General features: G+C 62.5%; 10 protein-coding genes. 8 read left to right on the forward strand and 2 right to left on the reverse strand.

What is annotated here, in order from left to right; all coding sequences use genetic code 11:
- Positions 1 to 133 precede the first annotated feature (133 nt).
- From Q4G32_RS10595 to Q4G32_RS10610, 4 genes are all read left to right on the forward strand, one after another.
- Positions 134 to 1,015: a universal stress protein gene (locus Q4G32_RS10595; protein WP_303351272.1), complete on the forward strand. Its 882-nt coding sequence runs from the start codon at positions 134 to 136 to the stop codon at positions 1,013 to 1,015.
- A gap of 220 nt (positions 1,016 to 1,235) precedes the next feature.
- Positions 1,236 to 1,814 (forward strand): DUF805 domain-containing protein, encoded by a 579-nt coding sequence (locus tag Q4G32_RS10600; RefSeq protein WP_303351274.1) that lies wholly within the window; start codon positions 1,236 to 1,238, stop codon positions 1,812 to 1,814.
- 174 nt (positions 1,815 to 1,988) lie between these two features.
- Positions 1,989 to 2,594: a hypothetical protein gene (locus tag Q4G32_RS10605; RefSeq protein WP_303351275.1), complete on the forward strand. Its 606-nt coding sequence runs from the start codon at positions 1,989 to 1,991 to the stop codon at positions 2,592 to 2,594.
- Between the two features lie 132 nt (positions 2,595 to 2,726).
- Entirely contained in the window at positions 2,727 to 3,140 is a 414-nt protein-coding gene (locus Q4G32_RS10610) for a hypothetical protein (protein WP_303351276.1), read from the forward strand.
- A gap of 36 nt (positions 3,141 to 3,176) precedes the next feature.
- Here Q4G32_RS10610 and Q4G32_RS13990 read toward each other — a convergent pair whose 3' ends face one another.
- Positions 3,177 to 3,464 carry a heavy-metal-associated domain-containing protein gene (locus tag Q4G32_RS13990; protein WP_368660389.1) on the reverse strand — a complete coding sequence of 96 codons (288 nt, stop codon included), beginning with the start codon at positions 3,462 to 3,464 and terminating at the stop codon, positions 3,177 to 3,179.
- Positions 3,465 to 3,834: 370 nt separating this feature from the next.
- On the opposite strand from Q4G32_RS13990, the gene Q4G32_RS10620 reads away from it, so the two are divergent.
- The 4 genes from Q4G32_RS10620 (at position 3,835) to Q4G32_RS10635 (ending at position 14,131) form a co-directional block, all read left to right on the forward strand.
- Positions 3,835 to 5,913 (forward strand): glycoside hydrolase family 15 protein, encoded by a 2,079-nt coding sequence (locus Q4G32_RS10620; protein ID WP_303351278.1) that lies wholly within the window; start codon positions 3,835 to 3,837, stop codon positions 5,911 to 5,913.
- A 199-nt stretch (positions 5,914 to 6,112) separates the two neighbouring features.
- Entirely contained in the window at positions 6,113 to 8,524 is a 2,412-nt protein-coding gene (locus Q4G32_RS10625) for a polysaccharide pyruvyl transferase family protein (RefSeq protein ID WP_303351280.1), read from the forward strand.
- Positions 8,525 to 8,859: 335 nt separating this feature from the next.
- The gene (locus tag Q4G32_RS10630) at positions 8,860 to 12,489 is read left to right on the forward strand and encodes a proline dehydrogenase family protein (RefSeq protein WP_303351281.1); all 3,630 of its coding nucleotides are present in this window, start codon (positions 8,860 to 8,862) and stop codon (positions 12,487 to 12,489) included.
- Between the two features lie 235 nt (positions 12,490 to 12,724).
- A complete protein-coding gene (locus Q4G32_RS10635) occupies positions 12,725 to 14,131 on the forward strand; it encodes a phenylacetate--CoA ligase family protein (RefSeq protein WP_303351282.1) in 1,407 nt (468 codons plus the stop codon).
- Positions 14,132 to 14,137: 6 nt separating this feature from the next.
- Here the strand turns inward: Q4G32_RS10635 and Q4G32_RS10640 are convergent, their stop codons facing one another.
- Complete coding sequence (locus Q4G32_RS10640; protein ID WP_303351283.1) at positions 14,138 to 14,779, reverse strand: YveK family protein; 642 nt, start codon at positions 14,777 to 14,779, stop codon at positions 14,138 to 14,140.

Here is a 14,779-nt window from a genome sequence, read left to right on the forward strand (position 1 = left end):
ACCGCTCGTTGCCAAATTTCTAGGGTGTTTACCGGGCGCAACACATAGAATGGGAGTGGAGAGGCGAAGACGCCGATCTGGGTGACCAGCCCACACGTTTCGCCCTCCGGAACCCAGAAGAGAGGGCTGAGCGATGACTGAGAAGATTCTGGTCGGATATGACGGCTCTGCATTCGCGGAGCAAGCGTTGGATTGGGCCATTGAAGAGGCCAAGGCAGCCGATGCCCCATTGACCGTCGTAGTCTCCACGGGCCGCCCCGTGGTTGCAGATGCAGCCATCACCGGCCCGTTCTTGGAGAGGATTGAAGAGGAAGCCGAAGAAACCGCCAAGGCCGGTGTGCAGAAGGCGCTGGATGCGGGCATCAATGCGCAGGGTGTTCTGGAGCGCGGTGACGTAGCCGGAGTTCTGGTGCACGAATCCGGAGCCAACTCCTTGATCGTGCTGGGCAAGCGCGGTCTGCACGGGATCCGTGGCCGCCTGGGGTCGGTGTCAGCAGCCACCGCAGCCCACGCCAAGTGCCCCGTGATTGTCCTGCCGGATGGATGGACGGCCCAGGACGGCGATTTCTCCGGCAAAGTGGTGCTGGCCGTGGACAAGTTGGGACCCAAGTCCCCGGCGGTCAGACACGCTGCCAGTTACGCCAAGCGGCACGGCAAGGGTTTGTCGATTGTGACCGTGATTCCCACCATCACCTCCTTGCCCTCCGGATCGGCTGAACTGGACAAGGCAATTGCCGATCAGCTCACTGAACCGGCACGCACGCTGTGCCAAGCCGTTGAGGACGTTGCGCTGGAGCAGGCCCCCGGATTGGAGACCAAGATTCACGTCCTGTCCGGGCGCCCCGCAGATGCACTGGTGGAGGCTTCCAGCTCCGCTGACCTGGTGGTTCTGGGTACTCGTGGTCACGGCGGCTTCCGTGGTCTGCTGGTGGGCTCCGTTTCTCAGGCTGTTCTGGTGGATGCTGCCTGCCCCGTGATGGTGGTTCCCAACAAGTCTGAGGCGGACGCCGATTAACACGGGCCGCTGATGCACTGAGCCCAGTGATGCCCCACGTTCATACGTGGGGCATCACTGGGCTCAGTCGCGGTGGGGGTTCGTGCGCACTGGAAGCCAGTCGAGGGGTGCCAAAGCGGGTTTTCAGACCGGATTCGTCATGATCTGTCATCAACGTGCGGGACGAGTTGAAGGGGCATACGTTTGCATTCGTCAATTCACCCTCCGCAAGAAAGTCATCATGAGCTACGGAATCAATCCTCAGGAATCCGGCGCCACGGGCAACGCATCACCGTCCGCATCCGGAGCCACCCCCAGCCAACCTCAGTACGCGCCGCCCGCAGGCGGTGCAGGCGTCAACCCATATGGAATCCAGGGTTACCCCACGGGCTCTCAGCCCGGTGAGCAGGTCAACTTTGTGGGCGCCATCAAAAACTTTTTCCGAAAGTACACGCAGTTCAGCGGCCGGGCCTCCCGCTCGGAATACTGGTGGGCGTTCTTGGCCCAGTCCTTGCTCGCTTTGGTCATGGCGGTGGTCTATGTGATGGCAGCTGCTGCCGTAGTCAGCAGTGCTGATCCCATCACGGGTGAGCCCTCCGGTGGTGCCGTGGCATTCGCGCTTTTGATCCTGCTTGCCATCGGCCTGATCGCGCTGGCGCTGATTGTTCCCAACATTGCCGTTGTGGTGCGCCGCTTGCATGACACCAACCGCTCCGGCTGGTACTACTTCATCAACTTTGTTCCGCTGGTGGGCCCCATCATCCTCCTGGTGTTCCTGGCGGGTGAGCCCGATCCCGCCGGCGCTGCTTTTGACGCATGAGCTGACGCCCCCGCAGCGTGATTGAAGCAGCAAGAGGCCCGTCACCAGGCAGTGACGGGCCTCTTGCTGTGCGCGGCGGGAAGGGCGGTTACAGTGGCGTGAGTGTGAATGGATGGCAGCCGTGGGTTGCTGTCCATCCGTGCGCAATGCTCATCACTCAACGTAAGGAACTCCGTGACCCAGGAGCACTCCGCTGCCGCCCTCAAAGCCCTGGTTGCCCCCACCCTGTTGCGGGCCGGAATCACTTTGGCGTTTGCGGCGGCCACCATCTTTGTGACCGCACCGTCCCACACCGTGGGTACGTGGTTGTTGGCCCTGTGGTTTGTGGGGCTGGGTGTGAGTATTTTGTGGACCGAGCGGCGTAGTGCCGAGCACAGCAGTTTGAGCTTGGGTGGGCTGGAAGCGTCACAGCGGTCGACTGGATATTTGGCTCTGCTGGCCGCAGCGGCCGTGGTGGTGCTGGGCGGGAGCTTGACCTCACTGATCCTGGTGGTCTCTGTGGGCCTGGTCCTGGTCGGTCTCCCCGAACTGTGGATCGGATTGACGCGGCGCAAAACCCATCCCTTGGGGCGGGATTGGTTGCTCACGGGACTCCTGGCGGTGGGCTCTGCAATTGGCGTCCTGTTGGTCTCTCACCTGGACGTTCACGCGGTATTGGGGATCACGGGCGGTGCAGCCATTGTGTCGGGAGTGTTCTTGCTGTTGGCAGGCTTGACGCTGCGCCATGACGCCTCCCGCGCTCCCAACACGGCAGTGGCTCCGGAGGATTCCCGGCCATGATGTGGTGTTGCATGGTCCACGTAGACTAGATCGGTATGCCGTCAGCCCCCGTTGGGGTGCGCTGCTACAGCCGCCTACTCGGTCCGCTCACCAATCATTCGGACCGGTTGTCAACTCAGGAGGAGCATTCACGTGTCACGCGAGTCCCGGAAGTCCCAACGGCGCGCGCCGGACGTCAAGGGTCCCCTTGCCGTCTCTGCCGTGCTGGGTGTGGTGGCCGGGGGTGTGACAAGTTTTGTGGCCGCCGGGGGTACTCAGGACGGCATGCGTCTGGACCTGGGACTCATTGTGGGCGGCGTGGCATTCATAGCGTCCGTGGTGGTGTGCGCCACGCTCATGATGCTCGAAAAGCCCAATGATCCCGGACTGGGTGAAGGCTCCGGGGTGAACCGTTCCTCCGCCAAGCTGTACGCCCAAAGGCGTGCGCAACGGCGGGCATCTCAACGTGACACCAGCGCCGCGCCCGGTTCTTCAGGGGCGGACGCACCCACGGGTGAGCACGACGACGGCCCCCAGTTCGGCAAGCGCGTTCACCCCGAACAGTAGCCGAGCGTAATGAGGGCTTGAGCCCTTGCTCCGGTGTCAGATCACCACGTAGCCGGCCTCGTCAACGGCGGATTCAATCTCCAGCGGGGCGAGCTCGCGGGTTGAAGTGATGGTCACAGGGGAGGGCAATCCTTCGCGCAGTTCCACCTCCACATTTTCCACGTCCTCAATGCCCATGAGTTCTTCCGTGACGGCTTTGACGCAGTGTTCGCACGTCATTCCGGTGACGCCAATGGTGATTTCCACGGGGTGCTCCTGTTCGGCATTCGGCTGACATTCCAACCCGAATTGATGGTCCAACCCGGACTGGTGGCCGGACTTCAAGTTGTCACCTCCACCCTAAGCCAGCCCAACACTTGCCGAACCCATGCGCTTCTGCAAAGATTGCATTAGTGAACAAGGGGTCTGTGTTGCTTGTTCACACCGTTGCACCGCAGCGTTCCTACCGCTGATGGTGTGACAGCGCAGGTGGATCGGCGGGGCAGGAGGAGAGGCCGCGCTGCCGCCTGCGGTGGTCCCCACCTGGCTGATGCGATTCAGCCAGGTGGAAGGGGTCACCCCGCGGGGTCGTTTGGGAGAGCGGTCACGCGGGGTGTTTCCGCCCGGTCAGCTCCGGCTCCTGCGCTGGTGGCTGCTACGCCGGGCGGTGCCACGGTGTGGCCGGGTGGCGCCGTCGTCGTACATGATGGAACGCATGGCTTCCCTGATCGAGGACTACGCGCTGCTCTCCGACATGCAAACCGGCCCACTGGTTTCCAAACGCGGCTCCGTGGACTGGTTGTGCATTCCCCGTTTTGACTCCCCGTCAGTATTTGGGGCTCTGCTCGGAACCCCTGCGGATGGCCGGTGGCTTTTGGCCCCTGCGGCCACCGTGGATGACCAGGGCGCCGATCTCCCGGAGGCGGACTGGCAGCACAACTGCCGCGTGGGGGACCGGTCCTATGCGGAGAACACCTTTGTGCTGCAAACGGTGTGGATCACGGACTCAGGTTCCGTGCGGGTGACCGACTTCATGCCCCTGGCAGGCGAAGTCGGGCTGGTGCGCCGCGTGGAGGGCCTGACCGGGGACGTGGAGATGTTCCAAGAACTGCGGATGCGCTTTGGCTACGGGCAGCAGGTTCCCTGGGTCTCTCAGTTTGAGGCTGCGCCGGAAGAAGATGGGCAGCAATCCGGGGATTCGGAGGTCATTGCGCTGGCCGCACCGGATGCCGCAGTGTTTCGCGGCACCCCCATGCCTGCTGTGGTGCGCGATGAGCAGGGGCCGCGCCACACGGGACGGTTCACTGTTTCTGCCGGACAGAGCCGTGATTTTGTACTGACCCACTTTGAGTCCCACCGGACCCCACCTGCGCCGCGGGATGTGGGCGAACAGCTGCGCGAAACCAAAGAGCTGTGGCGGGACTGGGACGCTCAATGGGACAGCGACCAACCTCAGGATCACCACCATGACCTGCGGCGCTCGCTGTTGGTCATCCGCTCCTTGATTCACCAGCAGACGGGCGGGCTGGTGGGTGCCGCCACGGCTTCACTTCCGGAGAAAATTGGTGGGGACCGCAACTGGGATGGGCGCTACACGTGGGTACGGGACGCCACTTTTGCTCTGGAAGTCATGCTGGATCACGGCCATGACCGGGAAGCCTTGCAACTGCGCAACTGGCTCCTGCGCTGCTTGGCGGGGAACCCGGAGGACATTCAAAATGCGTACGGTCTGGCTGGCGAGCGCCAGACACCGGAGCATTCCCTGGACCTTCCGGGATATGAACGCTCACGGCCTGTGCGCGTGGGCAATGGAGCTGCGCGGGGTCACCAGTCGGACACCGTGGGGCATGTGATGGTGGCCTTTGAAAAGTTACGACGCCGCGGGCTGGAAGAGGATCAGCTGTCTTGGCCGTTGCAGAAGGCGCTGCTGGGGTATGTGCTCAACCACTACGAGGACGCCGATCAAGGTCTGTGGGAAATGCGCGGAGACCCGCAGTTCTACACCCACTCGCGCGTGATGATGTGGGCGGCCCTGCAGTCGGGTGTGGATGCCGTCAAGATTCACGGTCTGGACGGTGATCTCCAGCTGTGGGAGACGCACCGGGACCAGCTGGCCTTGGAGATCTGGACCTCCGGCTTTGACCCTGCTGTGGGCAGCTTTGTGCAGCATTACGGCTCCACGCACGTGGATGCCTCCTTGCTGCTGCTACCCACGGTGGGCTTTGTGGCTTGGGATGACCCCCGGATGATCCGCACAGTGGAACGCATTGCCCAGGAATTGGCCGACGACGACGGTCTGTTGCGCCGGTACCGCAATGTTCACCTTCCACCAGACGCCCGGCCGGAGGACTTTGAGAGCCAGCTTGGTCAGGACGGATTTGCCGGTGAGGACGTGGGCCATCTGAGCGTGACGTTGTGGCTTGCCATGAACTGGGCACGCAACGGTCACCCGGAACGGGCGCGTGAGGTTCTGGACGCCGTGCTGGAACGCGCCAATGACTTGGGCTTGTTTTCTGCCGCCTACTCCGGGCAGCCCGGAGATGGCGGGCGAATGCTGGGCAACCTGCCGCATGTGTTGCCGCATTTGAGTCTGATCCAGGCTCTGGATGCCCTGCATCAGGTGCAGCAGGAGGCTCCCACCGGTCAGCTGTTGGACGATCCGGAAGATGACCCCCACCCGTATGAACCGGACCAGACGCATGGCTCCGGGGAGATTGCCTTGCCGTCGGTGCAAGAGGCATTGCGGCAGGCTGGAAATGCAGCGCTGCGGGACAGGGGGCAGGAGCGGCAGTGAACTGCTGCCCGCCCATGGGTTCCACGCGTTGCACTTCCACCTGCGGTCCGCATTCGCCTTCATTTGGTACGCAAAAGACCAAGAACTGCCTTGATCTGTGGCGATTTGCGTACCAACTCAGGCCAGGCGCCTCGGAGTTCATCATCCACGCTCCCAGGCCTGACCGTCCCGTGCTCCATCCTGTGGAAAGATTCCGGTCATGCGTGTAGCCATCCTCAATGACATTGGTCAGCCCACTTATCATGTGGGTGACGAGGCCATGTGCCATGCTGCGGTGGATGCGTTGCGGGCTCGCGGGGTCAGCGATGTGGTGCTGTTGACCCGGGACGTCCAAGACACCTTGAGTCGGTACGAAGGCGTTGAAGCCATCCCCGTCCTGGACTTTCCTTGGGTCCCCGAACAGCGGGAAAAGCGCCTTGCTGAGCTTGACCGCGTTTTGACCGGTGAGGCAGATGTTGTCCCGGAGTCCGATCCCATTTTTGAGCTGCTCGAAAACCTGCGTGGCGTGGATGCGGTGCTGGTGGCCGGTGGCGGGAACATGAACTCCGATTTCGGGTGGCTGCTCTACGAACGTGCTGCAGTGACCCGCGTGGCAGCGCACCTGAACAAACCGGTGGTGTTCAGCGGCCAAACGCTGGGCCCTGTGCTGTCCGTCCCAGATCGTGAGGTGCTGCGCCAGACCGTGGAAATGGCCACACTGGTGGGCTTGCGAGATCCCGAGTCCTATCAACTGGCGCAAGATCTGTGTCCGAATCACCGTGGCTTGCGGCAGTGTGCAGATGATGCAGTGGGCTGGGCGCTGAGCGCACTGAGCGGCCCCTGGGCAAAACACGGCGTGGACGCTCCGGCCACTGCCCCGCTTCCCAGTACAGCGGAACCGGGTGTTGAGCAGTCCGCCACATCGGTGGTTGAGGCAGAAGAGGCCGATCCAACACGACCGCGGATTGTGGCCACGTTTGCACCGGGGACGGGAGCGTTTGAGCAGAGCGAAGCGGCGGAGGCATTCGCCGTCGTCCTGGATGCTCTGATTCACCGTACGGGCGGTGTGGTGGAGTTTGTACCGCACATGGCCCGGGTGGGGGAGCTTGACGGTGATGTGGCGTTTCATCGCCTGGTGGCCACGCGGATGCACGGTGAGTTTGTGCACCGCAGCATTGAATCCGCGCAAGAGTCTCTCCGCCGCACCTTGACCGCTGATTACGTGGTGAGCTCCCGCTATCACCCTGTGGTTTTTGGGCTGGCTGGGGGTGCCACGGTGCTTCCCATTGCCGTGGACAATTTTGCGGAAGTCCGCATGGATGGCGCCTGTTCCACCTGGGGGATCAGCGGTCAAGTGGTGCCGCTGGCTGCTCTGTTGACCCCGCGTGATGTGGCGTGGGACATGCGGGAAGCGGCCCAGAAGTGGACCCGGGAGATGGTGGAGGGCCACGCTCAGTTCGGGGATGACCTCCTTGCCCGGCGCGCGGCTGTCCGGGAGAACGCAGCGGGGTGGTGGGACACCGTGACGGTGGGGCTCACCGGTTCCGTTCCGGCGCCGTCAGAAGTGGCTCAGGTGCCGCCGGCAGGTGCGGGCTCTGAGATTGCGCGTGCCTTGCGCCGGGACTGGAGCCGGCCGGTGGTGCCCGTACCTGCTGCACAACATGCCACCGTGGCGATTGTGATGCGCACCAAGAACCGCGCTGTGCTTTTGGAGCGCGCCTTGGATGACGTTCTGGCGCAGAGTTTTGCCGATTGGCGGCTGATGGTGGTCAACGACGGCGGTGACCCCGAGCCCGTGGATGCCCTGGTGGCAGCACGGGAGCGAGAATTCGCGGGCAGAGTCTCCGTGATTCACAATCGACGTTCCTTTGGGATGGAGGCAGCCTCCAACATTGGCGTGCGGGCCACGGACAGCGATTTTCTGTGCATCCATGACGACGACGACCGCTGGCACCCACTGTTTCTGCAGCGCACCGTGGCGTTCTTGGAACGGCCATCCTGTACGGACGGTGGCGTGATGGTGCGCACGGAGATTGTGTACGAACACGTGGATATGGAAGCGCAGCCGCCCACGGTGGAGGAAACCGGGCGGGAGGTGTTCTGGGCCGGGCTCCAATTGATCACGCTGACTGATTTGGTCGCCATCAATCGGGGTGTGCCCATTTCCTTCCTGTACCGGCGTTCCATGCACGCGGTGATCGGCGACTACGACGAAACTTTGCCCGCCGTGGGGGACTGGGAGTTCCACCTCCGGTTTGCCCAGGCTGCAACCATCGGTTTTCTCAACACCACCACGCTGGCCTTCTGGCAGCAGCGCCCAGAACAGACCGGGGAGTTGGGCAACTCCATGTTTTCGGGTGCTGCGCAGCACAAGAAGCATGACCTGGTGGTCCGTGAACGTCATTTCCAGGAATGGACCCGGGAGAACGGCATTGGGCTGCCGCTTTACATGGCACGTGAGTTCCTTGCCGTCCAGGAGCGCATGGAGCATCTGGAGCGTCAGAACGCCGAACTCGCGGTTCTGCTGCGGGAGCAACAGCGCGAACTGCACCATGTGGCAAACGTCTTGGCGGACAACTCCTTCTTTGGCTTCATCAAACGCAAGCTGCGCAGATTCTTCGGCATCTCCTGACGCCTGCGCACTGGGGTGACCGGGCTAACGGTGCTTGACGCAGCATGTGACACAGCAGACATAACCGTCCCTTACAGTATTGTCACCGGCCCATTTTTGCCCTGTGGAGACCATGGCCGGAGGCCGTGGGAATGCCACGGTTCCGTCCCAGGGCGAGTTGAAAGTAGGGCGCACACGTGTCCAACACCATGCCTGAGAACGCGGGCACCGGCGAACACCCTCGCACGGCCTCGCGGCAAGAGAACTCCACGGGTGACCAAGCTGTGGAGAGTGGCGAGTCATTACAGAGTGGCCAGTCGGTACAGAATGGCCAATCGTTGGGGAGTGACCAGCCTGTGGAGAGCAGCCGTGGTCAGGATCAACCGGACCTGAGCGGACTGCCTGAGCTGGTGGAGCCCGCCATCGCCCAGGTGGAGAACTGGCTGGCGCGCGCAGCGGATGTGGCACGGGAGGGCAAAGCGGCTTCCCCGGGTGCTGATCGTCTTTCCGCAATCCTCAAAGATCCGGATGGTCTGGAGTTCACCACTGGATTTGTGGATCGTGTGATCCGCACAGAGGACAACAAAGCCGCAGCAAAGGCGCTGCAGCGGGTGGCCAAGTTGGCGCCGCAGAGTTTGTCCACACTTGATCGGTCCCAAATTCTGGCTGGTGGATTGTTCTCCCGCTTGGCACCGGCAGCAGTGATCCCCGTGGCACGTGCCCGATTGCGCCAGATGGTGGGCCACCTGGTGGTGGATGCCCGCCCGGAACCTTTCGGTAAAGCCGTGGCCAAGTTCACCGAGCAGGGCAACCCGCTGAACATCAACCTGTTGGGTGAGGAGGTGCTGGGCAACGCGGAGGCTGACAAGCACCTCAAGGACGTTGACGACCTTCTGGATCGGGAGGATGTGGATTACGCCTCCATCAAGGTTTCCTCCGTGGTGGCGCAGCTGTCCCACTGGGGTTTTGAGGGCACGGTGGAGCGTGTGGTGAATCGCCTGCTGCCGCTCTACCGCAAGGCGGCTGCTGCGCCTGCCGGCACCAAGTTCATCAATCTGGACATGGAGTTCTACTCGGATCTTCATCTGACCACGGAGGTCTTCACGGAACTTCTTGGCCGCCCGGAATTGAAAGATCTGGAGGCTGGAATTGTGGTCCAGGCATACCTCCCGGATGCCCTGGCTGCCATCCAGCGCCTCAGTGAGTTTGCCGCGCAGCGTGTGGCAGACGGTGGCGCCCAGATCAAGATTCGCTTGGTCAAGGGTGCCAACTTGGCGCTGGAGAAAGTGGACGCTGAAGTCCACGACTGGCCCCTCACCACCATGCCGTCCAAGCAAGCCACGGATGCCAATTACAAGCGCGCGCTTGCCTGGGCTTTCACCGCGCAAAGATTGGCGGGCTTACGGATCGGTGTGGCTGGACACAACTTGTTCGACATCGCCTTTGCCCACCTCCTGGCTGAACAGCGCGGGGTGAGCGACCGCATTGAGTTCGAGATGTTGCAGGGCATGGCCGTGGAGCAGTCCGTGGCGGTTTCAGAGGACGTGGGGCGGATTCTGCTCTACGTTCCGGCGGTGCGGCCGGCCGAGTTCGACGTCGCAGTGTCCTACCTGGTGCGCCGTCTGGAGGAGAACGCCGCCAGTGAAAACTTCATGTCCGGGATTTTTGAATTGGCACCGGGCAACGCCATCTTTGACCGGGAAGCCGAACGGTTCCGCGCCTCCGTCCAGCAGCTTCTGGATGAGGGCATCAACCTGGACGGACAGCAGGCACCTGAGCCGCACCGCAAGCAGGACCGTGCGGCGGAGTCCGCCTCCGGCTACACAGCTCACCAGCCGTTGGACCAGGCGTTCGTCAATGAACCGGATACAGATGTGTCCGTTCCTGCCAATCAGCAGTGGGCGGCGGAAATCAGCGAACAGATCAAGGATCGTCGCTGGTTCGATGCTCTGAGCGTGCCGGAGGATTTGGATCTGGACGGGGTGGCCGTCGTCGTGGAAAACGGGCGCAACGCTGCCAAGCAGTGGCAGGCGCGCGGAGCCCGGGAGCGGGCTGAAATTCTGAACCGGGCCGCGGACGTGCTGGGGGAGCGCCGCGGTCACCTCATGGCCGTGGCGGCCGCGGAGACCGGTAAGGCGTTGCCGCAGGGTGATCCTGAAGTGTCCGAGGCCATGGATTTCTGCCGCTGGTATGCCCGCAAGGCTTTGGAGCTGGAGCAGGTGGACGGTGCGGTGTTCGATCCGGACACGCTGGTGTTGATCACCCCGCCGTGGAACTTTCCGCTGGCCATTCCGTGCGGTTCCACCGTGGCTGCACTTGCGGTGGGTGCCGCGGTGATTCACAAGCCGTCCCCGCAGACCCGGCGCTGTTCAACTGCGGTTGTGGAGGCGCTGTGGGAGGCCGGTGTGCCCCGTGACGTGCTGCAACTGGTGGACTCCGTGGAGGGGGAGACCGGTAAGGCGCTGGTGTCCCACCCGGGTGTGGATCGTGTGTTGCTCACGGGTGGGTATGAAACCGCTGAGCTGTTTGGCGGCTGGCGCACGGGGCGGCCCGTGACCGGGGAAACCTCCGGCAAGAATGCGCTGATTGTCACCCCAGCCGCGGACCGGGACCGCGCCGTGTGGGACCTTGCCACCAGTGCTTTTGGGCACGCCGGGCAGAAGTGCTCTGCGGCCTCACTGGGCATTCTGGTGGGTTCCGTGGGCACCTCGGAACGGTTTGAACGTCAGCTTTTGGACGCTGCCGAATCCATGGTGGTGGATTGGCCTGCCAACCTGCAGGCCGTGGTGGGCCCGGTGATCGAGCGGCCGCAGGACAAGTTGCAGCGCGCCTTGACACAGCTTGACGACGGCGAAACCTGGCTTCTGGAGCCCAAACAACTGGATGACTCGGGGCGGCTGTGGCGACCCGGCATCAAAAAAGGTGTCAAACCAGGTTCCTTCTTCCACCTGACGGAAGTGTTTGGGCCGGTGCTGGGATTGATGCAGGCCAAGGACCTGGACCAGGCTCTGGAATGGCAGAACGCCGTGGAATACGGTCTGACCGCCGGTATCCATTCGCTGGACACCACGGAGGTGGAGCGGTGGTTGGACGGTGTTGAAGCGGGGAACCTGTATGTCAACCGCGGTATCACCGGTGCCATTGTGCAGCGTCAGCCTTTTGGTGGATGGAAGAAGTCTTCCGTGGGCTTGGGCGCCAAGGCCGGCGGACCCAACTATCTGGCCCAGTTGGGGACGTGGTACAAGGCTGGATTCCATCGTGAAACCAGCGGGTCAAGTGCACACCGGGTGGTTTCGGCAGTCATCGGTTCTCCCGAATTGGCTGCCACATTGCCGGAGGGGGACGTGGAGTGGCTGAAAGCCTGCGCTGCCGTGGATCAAATGGCTTGGGACCAAGAGTTCGGTGTGACCACGGATCCCACGGGACTCACTGCTGAAGCCAACCTGTTCCGCTACCGTCCCAGGCGGGTGGTGGTGCGCGCCGCAGAGGATGCTCCGGTCACGGACGTGATCCGCGTGGGCCTGGCGGCTGCGCGTTCCGGTTCGCACGTTGTGCTCAGCCCGTCGCCGCGGATTGTGGATGAACTGCCCCTGGTGGCACACGATTTGTTCTCCGGCGTGTTGCCACCTGCCACGGATGCTGAGTTCCGGAGGCAAGCGGTGGCGCGGCTGCTGCATGGTGATGCGGTGGGGGCAGATGAAGCTGAGGCAGCGGGAGCCACATCCGTGGAATCCCAGCGCACCCCGGATGAGGACTTGCACGCCGGGGCTCGAATCAAGGTGGTCGGCACGGATGTGGACGTGGCGGTGGCATTGGGCGCCACCCCGGACGTTGCCGTGCTGACGCACCCCGTGGTGGGTGCCTCCCGGGTGGAACTGATGGAAATGCTGCATGAGCAGGCGGTCTCCATGACCATGCACCGGTTTGGAAATCCGTTCCCGGATATGACTGCTCTCAAGCAGCGACTGATGGCAACCGTTTCATAACAAATCCCGGTTGAGAGTGATTCGGGGCCAAGATCCTGTTGAGATGGATAACTGCGGGAGCTTGGCTCCGAATGCACATCAGGATCCAGACCTATATGATGTTGCATGTAGCGGGTACATTTTCCGCGTTGGAAGGCACACAACCAGGGTTGGAGAGCTCGGCGCAGCTGTGTGGGCAATAAGGTGCAGGGACACCTTGGACCCATGCTGTCAGGGTCGCTGACAAGGGGAGATCATGATGTCCGTGCGCGAAAAAATAGCGCATCTACCGGCGGAGCAGCGGGAGAAGTTTGCCGCTCTGGCCCGAATGGTTCCCCCTGCCCTGCGCTACGGCCCCGTGTACCGGAAAACGCACCGCGATATTTTGAAAGCCCAAACGGTCCCATTTTGGGGACAACAAGAGCGCAGAAGTCGGTTGACGCAATTGCTGAAAATTGCCGGTGAAACCGAATATTATGCCCAAGAGCCCGGCTACAAAGCCTTACGGACATTCCTCAAAAGTGGTGACGCCGATCCGTTTGTCACCCTGTCACAGCTGCCCGTGTTGACCCGTGATGCCCTGTCCTCCAACACGGAACGGATGATCTCACCGGCCTACACCAACAAGGTGGAACTGGTGGCCAGCTCGGGGACCTCCGGCAGCCCCATCCTGTTCCACCTGGACAAGGCCCGCGGAGCGGGGGAGTGGGCCTACGTTCAGAAAACCTGGGCCCAGGCCACCGGATACCAATTGGATGACTGGCGGCTCTTCCTACGTGGGGCTGTGGAGTTCGACGAATCCAAGGACCACCTGGTGCAAGCCACCACCGGGGAAGTGGTCCTGCGCATCCAGGCGCTGTCACCCGAACGTATCCAAGACCACTGGAGGTTGGTGACGGAGCGCAACATCCGCTACATCCACGGGTACCCGGCCTCCATCGACTACATGGCACGGCTGCTGGAAGAACATCTGCCCCGGGATCAGTGGCGCCACCAGATCAAAGGCATCCTGGCGGTGTCTGAGGAGTACACGCCCACCCAGGCGGAGACCTTTCGGCGAGTTTTCCCCAATGCGGTGGTGTCCAACTTCTACGGACTCTCAGAGCGCACGGTCTTTGCGGGTATGGATGATCAAGGGGTCTTTCACCCCGAACCGCTGTACGGCATCACGGAAATCATCAAGCAGGACGGTTCGCCTGCGCAGGTGGGTGAACGCGGCCGCATAGTGACCACCGGGCTGCGGCTGATGGGGCAGCCGTTCCTGCGTTACGACACCGGTGATTCTGCGGAGGTGGTGGGCTTCAACTACTGGGGGGACCCCACCTTCACCCAGATCAAAGCACGCCGTGGCCGCGAAGGTCTGGTGCGCGCCGACGGGACGCTGTTTCCCACCACTCCGCTGAACGTGCACGGCCACCAGTTCTTGTGCGTCAACAGGTTCCGCTTCCGTCAAGACGAACCCGGCAAGGTGGCACTCATGGTGGAGCCCTCCGCGCGGGCCACCACTGAGGAACTGGAAGAGTTTTACACCACCATGATCAGCCGGACCAAAGGGCAGGTGGATCTGGACCTGGAACTGGTGGATCGCTTGACCGTGCCGCCGAATGGCAAGAGCCGCCTGGTGGATCAGAACATCCCCGGAGTGGTCAGTACCTGGGCCTGAGGCCGATCAGTCCGTGCGGCGTGGTGAATGCCTGGGATGACCCAAGCTGACTGCGGCAATGATGCCGAGCAGTAGGCCAATGGCTGCACCTATTGCATAGATCAGCGGTGTGGCAATGCCAGACGGGTTTTCCGGAATGGTCGGTTCGCCAGCCGGAATCACCTCAATGTTGTCACCGGGCTGAGGATCGCCGGCGGCCTCAGCCAAGGCGTCTCTCCAGGCGGAGGCCAGTTCTGCGGCCTCTTCCGGGCTGGCTGCGCTGGCGGTGATCTCCAATCCCGTGGTGTCCGGACGTGCTACCACCCGGACGTTCTCCAGGAGAAGGTCCGTGGGGGTGTCCAGACCTAATTCCTGCTTCACCGTGTCGGCCACAACCACCGAATTGCCCAGAGACTCATAGGTGACGGCGCGGGATTTGGCGAGTTCTTCTGCGGCCAAACGGTCAGTGGCCGTGTCTTGGGCGGCATTGGCATGGACCAAAGCCGTGGTGACTGAGTCGTACTTGGGTGCTTGGGTGATGGAAAACGCGAAACTCAGACCCAGGCCCAAAACCAGCCCTACAAGGACAAGCCACCATCTACGCTGGATCGCGCCACCCAGTTCGGCGGCGCTGATCTCGTTGGTTTCATACGGTGATGTTTCGCGCAA

It is taken from the genome of Kocuria sp. (genome assembly GCF_030538595.1).
In the GTDB taxonomy this organism is placed as follows: Bacteria; Actinomycetota; Actinomycetes; order Actinomycetales; family Micrococcaceae; genus Kocuria.